Annotated in this window: 37 protein-coding genes; all 37 read right to left on the bottom strand. The window is 36.1% G+C overall.

Translation table 11 applies throughout. The annotated features are described in order from the left end of the window. Window positions 1–12: 12 nt before the first annotated feature. A complete protein-coding gene (locus tag MHI40_RS19690; protein WP_340764772.1) occupies window positions 13–354 on the bottom strand; it encodes a hypothetical protein in 342 nt (113 codons plus the stop codon). A 117-nt stretch (window positions 355–471) separates the two neighbouring features. Continuing rightward, window positions 472–735, bottom strand: coding sequence for a hypothetical protein (locus MHI40_RS19685; RefSeq protein WP_340764769.1), 264 nt, complete (start codon window positions 733–735; stop codon window positions 472–474). Between the two features lie 129 nt (window positions 736–864). Further along, entirely contained in the window at window positions 865–1,080 is a 216-nt protein-coding gene (locus tag MHI40_RS19680; protein WP_340764767.1) for a hypothetical protein, read from the bottom strand. Between the two features lie 130 nt (window positions 1,081–1,210). Beyond that, a complete protein-coding gene (locus MHI40_RS19675; protein ID WP_340764766.1) occupies window positions 1,211–1,498 on the bottom strand; it encodes a hypothetical protein in 288 nt (95 codons plus the stop codon). A 49-nt stretch (window positions 1,499–1,547) separates the two neighbouring features. Then, window positions 1,548–1,916 carry a hypothetical protein gene (locus tag MHI40_RS19670; RefSeq protein WP_340764764.1) on the bottom strand — a complete coding sequence of 123 codons (369 nt, stop codon included), beginning with the start codon at window positions 1,914–1,916 and terminating at the stop codon, window positions 1,548–1,550. A 302-nt stretch (window positions 1,917–2,218) separates the two neighbouring features. Next, window positions 2,219–2,368 carry a hypothetical protein gene (locus MHI40_RS19665; RefSeq protein WP_340764762.1) on the bottom strand — a complete coding sequence of 50 codons (150 nt, stop codon included), beginning with the start codon at window positions 2,366–2,368 and terminating at the stop codon, window positions 2,219–2,221. Window positions 2,369–2,428: 60 nt separating this feature from the next. After that, a complete protein-coding gene (locus MHI40_RS19660; RefSeq protein WP_340764759.1) occupies window positions 2,429–2,731 on the bottom strand; it encodes a hypothetical protein in 303 nt (100 codons plus the stop codon). Window positions 2,732–2,820: 89 nt separating this feature from the next. Further along, entirely contained in the window at window positions 2,821–2,976 is a 156-nt protein-coding gene (locus MHI40_RS19655; protein ID WP_340764757.1) for a hypothetical protein, read from the bottom strand. A 198-nt stretch (window positions 2,977–3,174) separates the two neighbouring features. After that, on the bottom strand, window positions 3,175–3,492 hold the full coding sequence (locus MHI40_RS19650; RefSeq protein WP_340764756.1) for a hypothetical protein: 318 nt from the start codon (window positions 3,490–3,492) through the stop codon (window positions 3,175–3,177). Between the two features lie 69 nt (window positions 3,493–3,561). After that, a complete protein-coding gene (locus tag MHI40_RS19645) occupies window positions 3,562–3,918 on the bottom strand; it encodes a hypothetical protein (protein WP_340764754.1) in 357 nt (118 codons plus the stop codon). A 113-nt stretch (window positions 3,919–4,031) separates the two neighbouring features. Next, on the bottom strand, window positions 4,032–4,307 hold the full coding sequence (locus MHI40_RS19640) for a hypothetical protein (protein ID WP_340764752.1): 276 nt from the start codon (window positions 4,305–4,307) through the stop codon (window positions 4,032–4,034). 62 nt (window positions 4,308–4,369) lie between these two features. Then, window positions 4,370–4,576, bottom strand: coding sequence for a hypothetical protein (locus MHI40_RS19635; protein WP_340764750.1), 207 nt, complete (start codon window positions 4,574–4,576; stop codon window positions 4,370–4,372). A 19-nt stretch (window positions 4,577–4,595) separates the two neighbouring features. After that, window positions 4,596–4,829 (bottom strand): acetyltransferase, encoded by a 234-nt coding sequence (locus MHI40_RS19630; protein ID WP_340764748.1) that lies wholly within the window; start codon window positions 4,827–4,829, stop codon window positions 4,596–4,598. 149 nt (window positions 4,830–4,978) lie between these two features. Then, complete coding sequence (locus MHI40_RS19625; RefSeq protein WP_340764746.1) at window positions 4,979–5,224, bottom strand: hypothetical protein; 246 nt, start codon at window positions 5,222–5,224, stop codon at window positions 4,979–4,981. Window positions 5,225–5,313: 89 nt separating this feature from the next. Then, window positions 5,314–5,688 carry a hypothetical protein gene (locus MHI40_RS19620; protein WP_340764744.1) on the bottom strand — a complete coding sequence of 125 codons (375 nt, stop codon included), beginning with the start codon at window positions 5,686–5,688 and terminating at the stop codon, window positions 5,314–5,316. Window positions 5,689–5,923: 235 nt separating this feature from the next. Next, complete coding sequence (locus MHI40_RS19615) at window positions 5,924–6,142, bottom strand: hypothetical protein (protein ID WP_340764742.1); 219 nt, start codon at window positions 6,140–6,142, stop codon at window positions 5,924–5,926. A 28-nt stretch (window positions 6,143–6,170) separates the two neighbouring features. Continuing rightward, on the bottom strand, window positions 6,171–6,407 hold the full coding sequence (locus MHI40_RS19610; protein WP_340764740.1) for a hypothetical protein: 237 nt from the start codon (window positions 6,405–6,407) through the stop codon (window positions 6,171–6,173). A gap of 63 nt (window positions 6,408–6,470) precedes the next feature. After that, the gene (locus MHI40_RS19605) at window positions 6,471–6,713 is read right to left on the bottom strand and encodes a hypothetical protein (RefSeq protein ID WP_340764739.1); all 243 of its coding nucleotides are present in this window, start codon (window positions 6,711–6,713) and stop codon (window positions 6,471–6,473) included. A gap of 116 nt (window positions 6,714–6,829) precedes the next feature. Beyond that, the gene (locus tag MHI40_RS19600; protein ID WP_340764737.1) at window positions 6,830–7,342 is read right to left on the bottom strand and encodes a hypothetical protein; all 513 of its coding nucleotides are present in this window, start codon (window positions 7,340–7,342) and stop codon (window positions 6,830–6,832) included. 79 nt (window positions 7,343–7,421) lie between these two features. Further along, window positions 7,422–7,604, bottom strand: coding sequence for a hypothetical protein (locus MHI40_RS19595; RefSeq protein WP_340764735.1), 183 nt, complete (start codon window positions 7,602–7,604; stop codon window positions 7,422–7,424). Window positions 7,605–7,868: 264 nt separating this feature from the next. After that, window positions 7,869–8,042: a hypothetical protein gene (locus tag MHI40_RS19590; protein WP_340764732.1), complete on the bottom strand. Its 174-nt coding sequence runs from the start codon at window positions 8,040–8,042 to the stop codon at window positions 7,869–7,871. A 125-nt stretch (window positions 8,043–8,167) separates the two neighbouring features. Then, entirely contained in the window at window positions 8,168–8,350 is a 183-nt protein-coding gene (locus MHI40_RS19585; RefSeq protein WP_340764730.1) for a hypothetical protein, read from the bottom strand. 50 nt (window positions 8,351–8,400) lie between these two features. Then, window positions 8,401–8,568 (bottom strand): hypothetical protein, encoded by a 168-nt coding sequence (locus tag MHI40_RS19580; protein ID WP_340764727.1) that lies wholly within the window; start codon window positions 8,566–8,568, stop codon window positions 8,401–8,403. A gap of 29 nt (window positions 8,569–8,597) precedes the next feature. Continuing rightward, the gene (locus MHI40_RS19575; RefSeq protein ID WP_340764726.1) at window positions 8,598–8,765 is read right to left on the bottom strand and encodes a hypothetical protein; all 168 of its coding nucleotides are present in this window, start codon (window positions 8,763–8,765) and stop codon (window positions 8,598–8,600) included. 54 nt (window positions 8,766–8,819) lie between these two features. Further along, on the bottom strand, window positions 8,820–9,182 hold the full coding sequence (locus MHI40_RS19570; RefSeq protein ID WP_340764724.1) for a hypothetical protein: 363 nt from the start codon (window positions 9,180–9,182) through the stop codon (window positions 8,820–8,822). Window positions 9,183–9,293: 111 nt separating this feature from the next. Then, window positions 9,294–9,902 carry a hypothetical protein gene (locus tag MHI40_RS19565; RefSeq protein WP_340764722.1) on the bottom strand — a complete coding sequence of 203 codons (609 nt, stop codon included), beginning with the start codon at window positions 9,900–9,902 and terminating at the stop codon, window positions 9,294–9,296. 131 nt (window positions 9,903–10,033) lie between these two features. Next, window positions 10,034–10,444, bottom strand: a complete 411-nt coding sequence (locus MHI40_RS19560; RefSeq protein WP_340764720.1) for a hypothetical protein — start codon at window positions 10,442–10,444, stop codon at window positions 10,034–10,036. Window positions 10,445–10,628: 184 nt separating this feature from the next. Next, window positions 10,629–11,363, bottom strand: a complete 735-nt coding sequence (locus tag MHI40_RS19555; protein ID WP_340764717.1) for a M50 family metallopeptidase — start codon at window positions 11,361–11,363, stop codon at window positions 10,629–10,631. Further along, window positions 11,326–11,595 (bottom strand): hypothetical protein, encoded by a 270-nt coding sequence (locus MHI40_RS19550; RefSeq protein ID WP_340764716.1) that lies wholly within the window; start codon window positions 11,593–11,595, stop codon window positions 11,326–11,328. Before MHI40_RS19550 ends, MHI40_RS19555 begins: the two co-directional genes overlap by 38 nt. A gap of 14 nt (window positions 11,596–11,609) precedes the next feature. After that, on the bottom strand, window positions 11,610–12,101 hold the full coding sequence (locus tag MHI40_RS19545) for a hypothetical protein (RefSeq protein WP_340764715.1): 492 nt from the start codon (window positions 12,099–12,101) through the stop codon (window positions 11,610–11,612). 200 nt (window positions 12,102–12,301) lie between these two features. Then, entirely contained in the window at window positions 12,302–12,547 is a 246-nt protein-coding gene (locus MHI40_RS19540; protein ID WP_340764713.1) for a hypothetical protein, read from the bottom strand. A 19-nt stretch (window positions 12,548–12,566) separates the two neighbouring features. Then, window positions 12,567–12,968, bottom strand: coding sequence for a hypothetical protein (locus MHI40_RS19535; protein WP_340764711.1), 402 nt, complete (start codon window positions 12,966–12,968; stop codon window positions 12,567–12,569). 5 nt (window positions 12,969–12,973) lie between these two features. After that, complete coding sequence (locus MHI40_RS19530) at window positions 12,974–13,339, bottom strand: hypothetical protein (RefSeq protein ID WP_340764709.1); 366 nt, start codon at window positions 13,337–13,339, stop codon at window positions 12,974–12,976. Beyond that, a complete protein-coding gene (locus tag MHI40_RS19525; RefSeq protein ID WP_340764707.1) occupies window positions 13,336–13,950 on the bottom strand; it encodes a YopX family protein in 615 nt (204 codons plus the stop codon). The genes MHI40_RS19530 and MHI40_RS19525 overlap by 4 nt, the downstream gene beginning before the upstream one ends. Window positions 13,951–14,128: 178 nt before the next feature. Then, window positions 14,129–14,347: a hypothetical protein gene (locus MHI40_RS19520; protein WP_340764705.1), complete on the bottom strand. Its 219-nt coding sequence runs from the start codon at window positions 14,345–14,347 to the stop codon at window positions 14,129–14,131. A gap of 177 nt (window positions 14,348–14,524) precedes the next feature. Further along, window positions 14,525–14,836 (bottom strand): hypothetical protein, encoded by a 312-nt coding sequence (locus MHI40_RS19515; RefSeq protein ID WP_340764703.1) that lies wholly within the window; start codon window positions 14,834–14,836, stop codon window positions 14,525–14,527. Between the two features lie 60 nt (window positions 14,837–14,896). After that, window positions 14,897–15,256 (bottom strand): beta barrel domain-containing protein, encoded by a 360-nt coding sequence (locus MHI40_RS19510; protein WP_340764701.1) that lies wholly within the window; start codon window positions 15,254–15,256, stop codon window positions 14,897–14,899. Between the last annotated feature and the right edge of the window lie 9 nt (window positions 15,257–15,265).

The raw sequence follows: 15,265 nt of genomic DNA, 5'->3' as shown, positions 1-15,265 counted from the left end.
TTCTCTATTGCATTACAGTGAGTTCAGCTTAGGCTGAAAGTAGTTTTTTATTTCCGGCTCTAAATTCTTCAGGCAGTCTTTCATCGTATGACTGACATAAATACCACTTTTAGAATGCTGATAACCAGTTAAAACTTCTGCCACTGTGTAGTTGTACCCTCGTTGTTCTAAGAAAATGACAATGCGAACATACGGCAATTGCTCCAATTTTTCTAGTTTTCCTTTTGCTTCAGTTAACATTTCTACTTTTTCCATTGCTTCATAGGCTAGTTCTATTGCTTCTTTCTGCTCTTTTGTCCAATTAGCCCATGCAAATCCAGCTCGAAGGATCTCTTTTGCTTCTTTTAGTTCCATTTTCATTCTCCTTTATCATTCAGCAGTTAATCTGCCCCTTTTTACTTAGTACTTTCTATTCTATGCAGTTGCTTTCGGAACAATAAGAAAAGACGTCCCCGAAGGACGTCTAATGTATTATTCATCATACTCTATTGGTTTTGGTGGAGACTTGGCCCATAGAAGTATTTCATTTAAAAACCTTTTCTTGGTAACAGTAAATTGAGGATTCTTGTCGTTTATAAAATCATACACACTAACATAACGAGAGCCCTTCTTGAACTTAAAATATTGCCAATCAAAAGGGGTTACTAAGTTGTACCACACGTTATACTCCAAAGATTTTGGCATACTATTTGCAATAGCTTTTTTCTCTCTACCTCGCAATATAATTTTTTTCATTTTCCCTACCCTTTCATCAATTTGTCCTATTTGCTTATTTTTCTATCTTTCGCTCAACTTTTCCGGTTTGTGTCGTTACCTTCCGAACAATAATAAAAGACGCCCGGAAGGACGCCTAGCATAAGGACTCTACCATTTCACCCATTCATAACCTACTTGGGTGATCTTTAATTCGCCTAATCCAGTCACTTGTACTTTACTCACATCACTTAGTCGAACTGGTATTGGATTAGGTCCTCCTTCATCCAGGTAAATTAATCCTTTAGAAATATCTATCTCCACGAATGAATGATGAAATCCGCTTAGTTTGTAAATACAACTCGTTAGATGTTTTTCAAATTTCATATATAAAATCTCCTTTTCCTGAAGAATGGTTTGATGTTGTGTTTATCTGAGAACCACACTCAATACATTCTACGAAAGACATGTCTTTGATATAACTACCTCACTTTGTACATACTGTGACCTTTTTCTCTCACTCATCTTCCTCATATGAAAAGTAAGAGATTTTTTCTGGAGGAATGTCTCTATTGCAAATAAACTCCCAGTGATTCTCGGTCTGTTTCACCCAATCTTTTGGAACACAGACCTTAAAACATGTATTTCCAAAACAATGTTGAGGTGTTAGAGATAAAAATATAGGCTTATCTCCATATATTTCAGAACGTGCATTAGAAAGCAAAAGTCCTTTTGCTAATATGCTAACTAACCACTTAGATGTTGTGCAGTGAAACAAAGTAACTATCTCATTTGGACTATTCATTTTAGCTTCACACCCTCCATTCTAAAGCGAGTACATAAGGCCGAACTGTTTAGGAATAATGTTGCTTCGAATGAGTGCCTATACACTCTTCAGATCCACATAAAGGTATTGAACAAGTAAACGTACCTGCAACTGAGCAACCATGTGTTGCCTGTTTTTCCTTACACTGATAGCATTTAATAGTATGCTCCTTACAAAAATTAGTTCCTTCCACCAATTTACCCATGCAAGGTCCTTGCCACGGTTTATCGTATTGGCATCTCACTTTTCCATCAAGGATTTTGACAGAATTCCAGTCTGCTTTCCATCTAATTCCGTCGTCCCCTTCCACATGGATTAGGTCCCCATCTTCAAAGACAACATTTCCTTCTTGATAACCTTCTTTTGTTCTAAATTTCACTCTAATAGTTTTCTCCATTTTAACTACTCCTTTACCTGACTTTTTTGTCTACTACTTCGTATAGATAATAGAGATATTTTGAAACTAACTTTCATTATCTTTTTAAATTATCGTTAATATTAAAAGGAACACAGAACATTACTGTTACTAAACCGATTAGACTTAAACTCTTCACATTTATAAGGCAACCAATTAAAACTATTACAAAGCCTATAATTGCTATCCAACTATACAACTTCAATGTTTGTCACCCTTTCTTAACACGAATAATTCAATTGGGACGCATTATCTACTAACTACGTGCAATATCTACCAGTGTTTTATAATTTCTCAACAATTTGATTTCTTAAATAGCATAAAAGCGATAGTCGAGATTCATTATCAAATCCCGTTTCTTCTATTAGTTTCTCTAGCTGATCCACTTCATCCCCACGTAAAACAAGTGTCACTTCTTTATCCGTATAGTCCATTTTCGCGTCTCCTTTGCTGCACATGAGTCTAGTACGTCGCAATATGTTTCGAACTGCGTCCTATTCTAAAGCACCACAAAGCACCTTATACTTTGTTCTATTATCTCGTTTTACTTTTTTGATCCCTTGATAATGAGGACAAGTTGGTAACTGTAAACCACCAAAAGAACCGCTAAAGCGAATACATGAACATTCTTTTAGAATAGGATTTTCAGTACCTTCTGGAACGGAAAGATATTTTGTTCGCTCTCTATAGCCATTCGTACTTTTGATAGGACATTGATGTTGTTCAACCATTACATCCTCAGTTCCATCGCTCCCAAAAGCACAGCAACTTGATAATATCTCATTCTTTTTTGACATTAGTTTTCTCCCTTTCTTATTACGCTTTTTGTGTCTAGTACGTCGCTATATCTACGTACTTAGGTCTGTTACCAATATTTAAAAATACATTATGACTTCAATCTTTGCTCCATCTTTTTCAACTTCTTTTGGTTGTCACGCTTGGCTTTTCGCTTAGCTTCCCTCGTACTATATCCTTCTGAAGTTAATTCCAAGACTTGCTTCTCAAAGTAATAGTCCCTATTACGACCGATCTCTGGATTCATTTGTATACCTCTCCCATTCTGCAGGTGAACTGCTCCTTTTTATTTTGTACATTCTATACTATGCGTCCTCGGTCTAATCCATAAGAAGACAAGCCCAGAAGAACGCTGAACAAACACTTTTTTGTTAAGTTCATACCAAATAATTCTGCAAAAAAAACACACCCTTTGACTATGGATGTGCTTCTGTTAAATAGTTTGTTAGGATGATACCTCTTTAATAACAACTGGCACAATTGCTCCTTCACCTGCTTGGATGTTTGATTTAAATCCATCAGGTGAACACATCTCGACGATTTTCTTCATTTGGTAAAGGAACTGATATTTTTCCTCTTTTTCATCTTCTTCAATTGACAAATCCTTATATGCCCAATGAGTACAATCCTCTTCCGTAGATTCAATAACTATAACCTCTACAATGTCACATTTCTTTGCCCCACACATAGAAACAGCAATCTTATTTGAATAGAAATGCTGGTATTCTCCGGTTTCTCTGTCTTTTTCACAATATAGATTCATTCGTAACTTACCCCTTCCGTATTTTACATTTTAAATCCAATCTTTTAATGTACACTGTAATGATAGCTTTTAGTTACATGGTATATGGAAACTATAAACGCCTTCATCTTTGAACGTGCGGTGATTGAAAACAGCCTTCATCTTTTCCCAAAAACCATAAGCTTCCGCGGTACTTTGTCCAGTTATACGTTCTACTTGCTTTTGATGCTTTAAGTATTTAACAAGCATTTCTCCATATCCTTTACGTTTTTCAATTGCTTCTACGTTATCCATGTATATATCAGAATAATCAAATCTCAATTGACCTGTGGCTCTTATTTTGTGGTCTACTAAGAATATAAAATCAGTTTCCAGATTGTTGAATTTTTTTATATGTACACTTTTAAAATTAATCCAGTTTTCATCGACTTTTATTTGTAATTTCATATACTTTCCTCCGATTCTCCTTAAATGCAGCAAGACTGCTCCTGTTTATGAGTACATACTATTCTATGCAGAGAACAATTAATCATAAGAAAAGACGTCCAAAAGGACGCCTTTCAATTTTCTTCATCATCTTCTAATACCTGAATCTCTCTTTCCAAAGCTGCTAATTCTTTGTGTTTTCTCTTTATTTTTTCCAACCTTTGAACCTCTAACTCTTCTGCAGTAATCACTGGTATGACAGTGGCATTTTGCGACATGTTAGCACGCCCATCTTTATCGATAAGAACCCCACCACATTTTTCACAAGCCACATCTCTTGAATCCTTACTAAAATCTTTTATTGGATAAGTCTGTTGACATTTACTCTTTTGACATACTAAATACCCCATATATCGCACTCCTTTTCCAATTCTATTTTTTCTCACCGTTTCACAATTCTCATTGGTTTGGGTTAGATGTTCATATCATGGATTTCACTAATGACCTGGAAATAATGGAGTTCTTCTATATCCACTGTCCTCGGGCTTTCATACCCACTGGAGAATAACTTTCCATACTCTTTCCCATAGCGTGTGCCCTCAGAATGAAAAATTGCTTTATGTCTAAAATTACCTTTGAAAAACTCTAATTCGACTACATAGTATTTTCTTCTTTCCAAAACTATCAGTCCTTCCTTTTCAGTCTATTTGAACGTTTTCTGACTGTTCTTTTAACACTAATGTCCATTCTTCCCATTCCTCATAACAGTTGCATTCCACAAAACTTAGCATTCCTGTAGGCTCACAATCACATTCTGTCATAGCGACCATTAAATCACTTTCACCACAATAGTCATCTAGTAATTGTTTAGCTGAATAGGATTTCATTATTACTCTTCCAGTTTTATTACTGGTGATTGTTGCCTGTATCATTCGCTTCCCTCCTTCATTATTTGCAGCGTTCCAGCACCTTTTTAATTAACACACCCTATTCTATGCAGTTTCTTCCAATATATAAGAAAGACGCCTCGAAAGACGTCTAAAGTTCGACCTATAAATTAAAACAATTGGTCCTATTTCATTTACTGCTCTTCTTCCTCAACCTTAAAGTATTCACTGTACTGTTCATTACTTATGATAAAATCGTTTAGATACTCCATAACTTCTAATGTATGTTCTGCATATGTTTCATTTGGATTCTGCTCTGCTAGCACTTCGAACGTTCTTTCTAGTTCTTCAGGTATCTCTATATTTTCCTTTTTAGCTACATAGTGTAAAGCTTTAAAGATAATATCTGCTTGTAGAATATGTATTAGTTTGCCATTCATTTTATTCCCACTCCTATCTATTAGGCTTTCCACTCTCTAATTTGCTTTCAAATCATAAGAATAGACGCCCCGAGGACGTCTAAATTATGCTAAATAGAAATTTTACCTCCGAAAAGAGAGGGTGCTATTCTTGTTAAACTCTTAGTTACTGGGTTTATTCCAATTATTTTTCCATTTTTAATCGTGTCAAATTGATATAATATAGCCTCTCCTTTAAGACTTATATAAAAATAATCGTCTTTAACGAGTTTCATAAATTCTTCTTGGAGTTCTCTATTTTTTGCCTCAATATCTATTTTCTCTAATACTTCAACAAACGATTCTACAGATATGTTATAAGAAGTACCTTCAATTAAACCAATAAAATTCTTTTGTTTGAGTCTTACAAATTCAGCAATACTACCGTCATGCAGTTTCACTTTGTCTCCGCTATTTAATTTGCTTAATTGAGTTAATTTTTCCATGCTCGGCATTGGTCTCATTTAAATCAATCTCCATTCCTTTTTAGTTTTTCGTTCCTAGATTAATAACATCTATCCCTCATAACTACAATTTGTACCGAGTATCCTCCTTATATGCAGTCATACTGCACCAGTTTAATTACTACGCTCTATTATATGCAGTTAGCTTTCCAACTATAAGAAAGGAAATATCCTAGAAATACAGGTTCTGTTCTTCCAGAATATTAATTTCATTTAATTAAACAGTATCCCTCTGGATAATATATCCTTTTGGCACTTCATATACATAATCAATAGGTAACAAATTAGAATCAAATGCAAATATCGCTTCCTCTGAAACCCTTGATATTATACCGTCCACTTCGAATTGTTCAGAACTGCAGAAGTCCTCGAATATCCCTATTTTCTTTATTTCTCCAAGTGATAGAATCAACCTTCTCGGTAATGGTCTATTCATTAAGCCATTCCTTTCTTTATAGCAACAGCTACATAATTTGATAGTTTAAGACAATGACACAATTTGCACCAAGTTCCTCTTTTATCTGTTTTTCTATCTTCCTCAATTCTTCATTAGAAATACCATCATTTGTTGTAGTGAAACTTGTATTGTTTCCGAATGACCAAGGCTTTCCTTCCCCTTTGGAGAAATAGAAAGATACAAATATCGTTTTAGGCATTCTTTTTGCTTTTGCTAATTTTTTGTAAAAACCTCTATTTGGCATATGTTTTCTCCTTTTCATTTAACTTAATACCAATAATAAACGGGTATGCCAGCTTACTTCGTTTTAAGAAGCTGTGAAATCGATTCCCCATGAATACAAATAATGCTTGATGTCAGCGTCTAGAAATAACGTTTTAGCATCTTTTATAGTTAGATGTTCCAACTCGACGGTGATGCACTTAATTTCATGCACATCATGCTCCGCAAATGCTTTTTGTAATTTCTCTTTGGTAACATCCAAGACATAAAACACATCTGGATTCTTCTCGTTTTTCTGGTAATACACTACTGATACATGCTGGCCCATTTGCAACCTCTCCTTTCAATTTGCAGCAGAACTGCTCCTATTTATCTATCTCGTCCTATTCTATGCAGTTCACTTCCTAACCATAATAAAAGACGCCTCGAAGGACGTCTTGTAATTTACTCTTTGAACTTGGCCTTATCAGTTTCGTAAGCATATAGCACGTCATCGCCTTCAAATTGGTAATAGACTTTTTCAATATGTTTCTTTTTGGACTTGGTTCTGCAGTTCGATATGAACAGGCAATAATCAATGTGTTTCCTTTTTTTGGTGTCGTCATATTTTATTTTAGATACACCCGTTGCATATTCGTACACCGCTGTTTTGAATGTCTTATTCAAGAAGTTGTTAATTTCACTTAGTTTTAACGGTTTCCCATTATGACTTTTCAAGGTAGCGATTTTCAAAAAGTCTACATGGATACTGATGTAGGTTAGGTTCGATAAATCGATCGTATACTTTTCATTCCAATGATAAATTCGACTTGGTTTTCTTTTATAATCGATTATCTTTTCTAACTTGAACTTTTTCTCATACCTTTGAATAATGTCCCAGGTGGAACTTCCGCCCCTTGTCCTATTTAATTCAACCAGTTGGCATTTTGCTAGTTTCACTTTTTGCCTTAAGTTCATCTGCACGACTCCTTTAATTTATCAGTAAGTACCAAACATAAAAATAATGGCCAATTATAAGCCCAGATTCCGAAGAGGATTATGCCTCTTTGAAATTTATTAAAATAGCTTCCTTTAACATGATTACATAAGCAACTTGAGCTTCGTTTGAAGTTATTTGAAACTTCGTTGCAGTTTCCGTTACCTCGTAGTCCAAACCTTTCGTCCAAGAGTTATTTTCGGCTTCTAGATTTTCTAATGCGATTACTTTATATTTCTTCATCTTTTCCTCTCCTTATCCGCAGGTGAACTGCTCCTGTTTATTTAATACACGCTATTCTATGCAAGTACTTTTGGAACCATAAGAAAAGACGCCTCGAAGGACGTCTAATCGTTTCTATTTTTTAAACTTTCATTTCTGTAAACCTAATCTTACTCACGCTCTTTCATTATTTTTAAGAAGTCTTTCCCTTTCTTAATACCTTCATTACGACTAACAGCACCCATAACCCCATAAGGTGAATCATCATCTTTAACAGTCAATTTCCTATCGTTCCTTTAGACCATTGGGTTGAAAGGTCGATTTTTCATGATCGTTAAGATAATGCGTGAATCCTCCCTTATAATAGAGACAAATATTACCTGCTTTCGTTTTGCTATAAGCAATCGGGATCAGTTCATCTTTTTTCGCATGATATTCTGCTCCTTGTAGTCGCTTCATGAAAAGCACTCCTTTAAATCTCCACCATTTCCCTTACAATCGGGACACTCAATTAATTGATTCAAACCTATTCTCCTCCTTATTGTTTTGATTCTATTGAGTCACTTGTTCCAACGTCCATATCCTTACTCACTGATATTGTTTAACTTCATGATTTCTGAGATGCCATGTACAGCACCTTCCATATTTAGCGTTAATTCACTATGTCCGTTTCGCTTTATTTCCTTATTCATTTCTCTCCAGAGAGAGTCAGATATCTGTTTTAAGCTCCCTAATTCCTTATGTTTTAATACAAGTGGTTTCTCCATTTTCTTTTGCTCCTTTTTTTTCTGTTTATTTATATGACTTCCCATATACTTCATATTGCCTTCACTTTCCCTTCTTCAATAAGATCGTCATACTTTCTTATTGAAAGAGTGGTTGTAATGGTATCTCCTTTTGCATAATCCATTAAGAAAGTTCCTAATCTTGTCTTACGAGTCATACAAAAATTTTCCAATACTTCTAATTTGAAAATGGAATACATAAAACATTCCTCCAGTTTAGTTTTTTCTTTTAAACAATTGGTTTTATACAAGTTACGATTACTAAGAGCTCTATAGCCATATAGGTATAATATCTTTTCGAACTAATAATATCTTTACTAACTGCATAGTAAGAGCCCAAACCTAATAACAATCCCATTACTATCAATACTATATTAAGATCAATCCAATGAAACATTCGTTCATCCCCTTTTTAATATTCTCAATTCATATCTTTTCGTTCCATTCATATTCACTTATAGCTTTTATTAGCAATGAGCGAAAATTCATTACTTAACGCTAGGTTGAAAAATCTTACTCCCTTTAGGAACCCTTTCACCATAAATTCAATGTCACGTTCGTGTGAGCGTAAACCTTTTTCTTTTGCACGTCTACTCATTTTTAACATGCCTTCAAGCTGTTTTCTCAAATCGTTTTCCGTTAGCACCATCTCATAATATAAAGTATTCGATGGTTTCTTAAGCTCGGTCCACGAGATTCCGAAGGTCTGCATGAGGATAGTGTATTCCGCTCGATTTATTGCATTTACGTCATCAAACATGTGATTTGATTGTGTTAATTCTCTTATCCTTTTTATCAATTGATATTTTTCCACTTTCCCATTCCTCCGATTCAATTAGTTTCCTAATGTAAACAACTTTTATAAATACAACCTTATTCTTATTAAGAAAGATAGACGTCCTTAAGACGCCTATACATTTCAAGGTTAAGCAGTTGCTTGTTCTTCCTTATTCAGACTCTGTCCAATTGTTAGGAGCATCTCGCGAAACTCTGGCAGATCTCCTCTGTTACTGTAGCCTAAGCTATGCGTATATACTCGAGGAGCATGCAAGTTGTGTCGTTGGTACTCTATATAACGTTTAGCCTCATCTCTAATGAAGAACCAGGCAACATCTTTCCACTCATCGATAATCCACGTCTTGCCAGTCATGGTAATTCCATAAGCAGCCAGATAGTCTTTCTCTGAACATATCTCCTGTTCCTGGCCCATCACATCAATCATGGTCCCATGCTCTACAGCCTCATATGAAACATATGGAATAGGCGGTTCATCTTCAAAGAAGTCCATTATTAGATCTTCTAAGCTCTCAAACCAGATCTCATACGAATCGCAAGCAGAGTACTTAATCTTTTCTCCCCCGAAATAGTCCATTAAATCCTCGTGATAGGGGATGTACCGTTCTACCTTCGACTGTACCGTATGAATTGGCGTTTCCGTAAATACATTATCCTTTGCTCCGTCATACTGCTTTTTCGCAAACTCCTTCAAAAAATTTTCCTGTCTTTCAGTCAACGCTAATGTGATCTCTTTCATTCACAATTCCTCCTTATTATGCAGACGAGCTGCTCCTTTTTAATGTGTTCCGTATATTGTATGCAGGTATAATAGAACTCATAAAAAAAGACACCTCAAGGGCGTCAACTTACTTCTTATTTTGCATATTATTAACGTCCTTCTTCATCTGGAAGTCCGGAGATTATCTCTATCAATCGCTCCATGTCTTTCTTGCCTTGTCCTAGTATTTCTAACACCTTTCTCCTTTTATTTTCATCAATTAGTTCATGACTCAACATGTGCAATACCTTTTCTAATGGCTTTTGCGAATAAGAAAATTGAAGCACTGCTGCAACCGAAGGATAAACGATTGCCTCAATTGGAATCGGACATTCGGAAACAATATTTGCTATATAGTCCTCTTCTACAGTCTGAATAGTTCCGCCTTCCATTATCAACCTAGGAAAACCATTTTTCTTACATAACGTCGCTTTCCAAAACCCATTAACAACCTCAAATGTTGTCCCATCATCTAGTTTTGTCACATATACCTCAGTTCCTCCGTATCCATTCTTGCCCATATACTCCATCTCCCTTTTTATTAGCAGGCTAGCTGCTCCTTTTTGTAAGTGCATATCATTCTATGCAGCAGGAGATTAATTCATAAGAACAGAGCCGTCAAAGAAGCAAACAATCTAGTTCGCTTCCAAACATCAAAACAGACGCCCTTTGGACGCCTGTTGGTTCGTGAGTGTTTTTCAACATCTACAATAAATATTCGACCGTAATATAAATAGTAGCTAGGATCGATTGTACAAAAAACAAGGCCCCCCAGAATATAGCCGGAACAAATGTTGACTTCGCTAGGTTCGTCGCATCTCCAGCATTTCTCCTATCCGTTACACTATATTTTAAAATGACTAATGCACTGACAATTGATTGCACGAGCACCATACAAGTTAAAAGAATACTGATATGCAACAATAATACTTCAAAGTGTTTGTACAAGAAGAAAATCATCATACCGATAAAAGCCGTCAACCAAATAAATCCAAAGAGATTTCTAACCCAGAACAACCAATTAATAGTTGATAACAAAACAAAAAAGTAGATGATCCATTCGTATTTTCCGAGATGGAGCAGATAGAACAATCCTACAGCAACCAAGGAGGAACCTGTATAGCCTGCATAAGAAACTAGTATCCTAGCAATCCTCGAGCTAGATGTCGTCTCTGCAAGTCCAGACGAATCTGCAGATATAGAAACACCTCTAATACGACCTCCGGTGACTATCGCCATACATGCATGACAGGTTTCGTGAATCATCGTGTTTGCAATTGCTACGCTCATTCCGATGGCGTGAATCACTTTCGATAGCCTAGCATTTCCTTTTATAAATGAATTAACCAAAGGAACGTTCGACAATACGAAAGCTATCAACAAATAGAGGTACACTAAATTACTATTCAGCATCTGCAATTCCTTCAGTTTTGTTCTCATCCTTTGTATCTAGGTCTTTCCAAATATTTTTCCAAACCTGTCCTGGCTTTCCTGCACCTGATAATAAATGGATGTCTTGGTTGATAACTGTGATACACTTGCTAGATTTAGTAGATAGCAAGATTATCTTCTTCATAGATTTTGCAGTAATTCTCATCGCATCTTCATGCGTTAAGATAATTCTTCGTTCTTTGTGAATTCTTAACCATTTTCTAGTTCTGAATGATTTCATATCTTTCTTCCTTTCTATTTAACTGTCTTTTGATTTTTCGTAAAGGGGATAGGAATATCCTCTTTTATACTTAATGACCTACCATACTTCTCTTCATAATTTGGAATACTCTCTGGTAGAACTCGATACCAAGCTGGAAGCGAAAACTTGAACAAGTAGTGCCGACATGCTTTATATTCTTTTCTAACCAACGAAGAAGGATATTTACTCACATTATACGCATGACAATTGTGCACATCCTCCAAAAAAGTTAAATGTCTATTAAATAATCGATTGACCACTTCCAAGCTTGGCTTCACGGTGGTTTTCTTGGAAGAAATCCCTAACTGGCAAGCTATTAAATAGCGAAGTACTTCCAACTCTTCTAATATGAGTTCTTCTTCCTCGGGTTTTATTCCCCAGGTCTCCAATAAACCGTGGCCATACCTTTCATCTTGCATCGCTCGCAATATCTCCTTGTAATGATTTTCAATGTCGGCGATTGCTTGAAAATACTTCATATGCATTGCCCATTCTCCTTTCTACTTCTTCTCCAGATCTTATGCAGCTTACTGCTCCTTTTTGTATTTGTCCTATCGCATCATACGCTTCCTGTTGGCATATCATCACTTTTTCAAGACACAAACAAGAAGAATACATAAACTTTGGTTTACTTCCAAACAGAAAGAAGCGAATTGCCTATATTACAGGGCAATCCGCTTCTTTATTATACTTTCATTTTTCTTTCAAGTCGGAGTAATAATTCCGCCATCGTATTACCAACTGCATGAATAGGTTGGAATCTATCCAAATAAGCATAGGGACTTTTCTCCAAGTCTTGCATCTCTACAAATACCTTGGTGGCAGTAGCTTCAAAAGACATTTCATAACTACGACCTTTTCCTTTACACTCAATATGAATGTTCCACCCGGCTTCCATCAGTTGTTGCAGTTTTTCTATTTCATTCATCATTAATTCTCCCTTGTTTGCATTAGTTTTCCGTTTCAACAAGATGACGATTCTTCACTCTTTCCACACACTCAATATAGTGGATATCTCCATTCGCTCTTCCGTAAACCTTTAAAACACGTTCGATTTCTGCTAGTGTTTGTTCATACGCAAGGAGCATATCGCACAACTGACCATATCCAGCCGTGTTCTCAAGTGGAAACAAGTGTTTTACTTTTTTCGCTTCTTTACTCACGGATATCTTGTATAGTATTTCTTGATCTTCTCGATACTCTATCTGCTTCTGCAGGACTGCAATGTCTTCTATCGCTTCGTTCACATGCCGTAGATCATTGCTATCCACTTGAATGCTAGATTCTTCACTCTCGATCACGTGTTTAATATCTTCCCTTAAGTCTTTCAAATACGCTAAAGTTCTTTCCAATGCCTTTATACCTCCTTTAAATATCTAAGTTGCTTAACGATTTCTCCATCAGTTAATACATCATAATTAACCATACGCTCTCCATATCTATCCAACTCTAACGCTATGCATAGCCTAATATTTTCTTCCCTTGTGGATGTTTCCTCCTGTTTACGAGCATAATCTCCATTACTCATTACGTAACCTCTCCCTGTGCGATCATTTATAGCTGCTTTCCAATCCATCAGGGATAACTGTGTAGCCACAACCGTAAAAGTATCATTCTCTTGATTTTCACTTTGGATTAATAAGCTAGGATTAGCGATTACAGCTTTTTCCCCAATGATAAAACTCTCAACCGGAAGTCCTGTACGTTCCACTAATTTTATCATTTTACTTCCTCCTTTTTGTCAGCTAAACGAGCCAATATGATATAAGCCCCGTTGGGTACATTGTATTGAAAGGACTTTTCTCCAACTTTATTGGAAAGGGTGACTTCTTCTTCTGTGAGTACACCGTCATACAAGTTGTTACTTTTGTAAACTTGCAGTACCGTTCCGGTCGGAATTTCTATCATTCCGTAAGCAGTTCCGTAAGAAACATCTTTCACCAACTTAATAGTGTCACCACGGGATGCTCTCCAAAGGATAAGATTGGGATTTCTATAAATATCCCCGATTACTTCTCCATCCTCTATATATGAAAGATTCAAACCCATAAGACACTCATTGCCTCGAAACAATTGGAACATGCCCCCGTAAAATTCCACGTTTAGATTTTCTGGTAACGGAGCAGAACTCTCAAAAGTTAATTGCTTTATACATAAAATATCTCCTTGATAAATAGGTGTGCCTTTTGTGTCTGTCTCACCAGAGAATCTTTTGACATAAAATCGATTTGTAACGTTTTCTCCATTCGAATAAACTTCTCCATTCGGTGCTAAAGCGACTCCTTCTTCGGTGACGATTCTTTTCGTTTCCTTATCTACTAGCTGATACATCATTTTTCATTTCCCCCTTTTGATTGAATTTCCAAATTGGTAGTGTCTGTAGGTATAAAGTGGATACAACTTGGACGTTCCCAGCCATAATGCACACACCCTACCCACCTGCAGGTTTTACAAGTCTGCAAATTCGATTCATTACTTTTTACCATGTATTTCTCTCCCTTTTTCTTGCTTCCTACCTTTTTACAACTATCCCATGTGACATAAAGCTATTTTTGTCTTCGTAATAGACACGTATTTTCGCGTGTTTCCCGACAACTACTTTAACTAGGGCAACTGCTTCTTTCTCATTGCGTGCACCCACCTTGTACCGCCCTAGAACCATACATCCACCGCTATCTGTTCTTCCTCTGTGGTGTAAGATATATGCCTTTTCCTTTGGTTTACTTGCCATACTGCACCTCTCCTTTTGTAAAACTCTTCTCTGCACCAAGAACACATATTTCTTAAACTTTGAAAATACAGGTTTCTGCTCCTGTTTATTGATTACATGCCATTGTATGCAGGAATGTCCGATGGCATAAGAAAAGACGCCAACAATGACGTCTTAATGAATAGCTATTTCTTTAATTTACGAGAGTTTCTCAATTTTTGCTTCTACAGTGCCAGTGCCATTAAATTCAAAGCTGACACTTGCTTTTTCTCCGTTCGGACTAACTGGAAATTCTCCTGAAGTGACCTTAGAATTCACATCTTCCATCATGGCAATAATACTTTGTACTTGGTCATAATCCGCTTGCGTTAATAAAGAAGAACCACATGCGGGACATGGTGCATTGATATAACTTTCATATTGTTCCAATTTGATCGATTTGTCCTTGTAATCACATGCTGAGTTGTCACATTTTAATCCACTGATATTTGGTGTTATTCCGTATTCCATATTAAAAACCTCCACTTTTTTATTTGAGCAATTATGAATCTGTGTTTACTTTTAGTCTCACTATGCAGTTACAAATGACCGCAAATCATCTAAAGACATGCTATCAATCTTCCCACGAGCCAGTACTAACAATTCTTTCATTTCCTTTTCATAGGCTACGTTTAACTCATATTCTTCTTTGGATAACCATAAGCGATAGGAGCGTCCATCTGGTATTGAGTATTTAACTTGATGCGTTTTTTGATTAACTTTATAACGCACTTTGGATTTATCATTGTGCCAAATATAAACACTTGTTTTATTTGCTTCCAATACTACCATTTCACACGGTTCATTTTCGTAGCGAACATCGCACCCATGTCTATTTGTAGTTTCTAACCAAACTTTTTGACCAACAACTAAGGGTTCTTTTTTAGCCATATTACGTCA

The sequence above is a fragment of the Psychrobacillus sp. FSL H8-0510 genome, from assembly GCF_038008345.1.
GTDB lineage: Bacteria > Bacillota > Bacilli > Bacillales_A > Planococcaceae > Psychrobacillus > Psychrobacillus psychrotolerans.
Note: the sequence above shows the minus strand (reverse complement) of the source record. Positions and strands in the feature narration are given on the sequence as shown.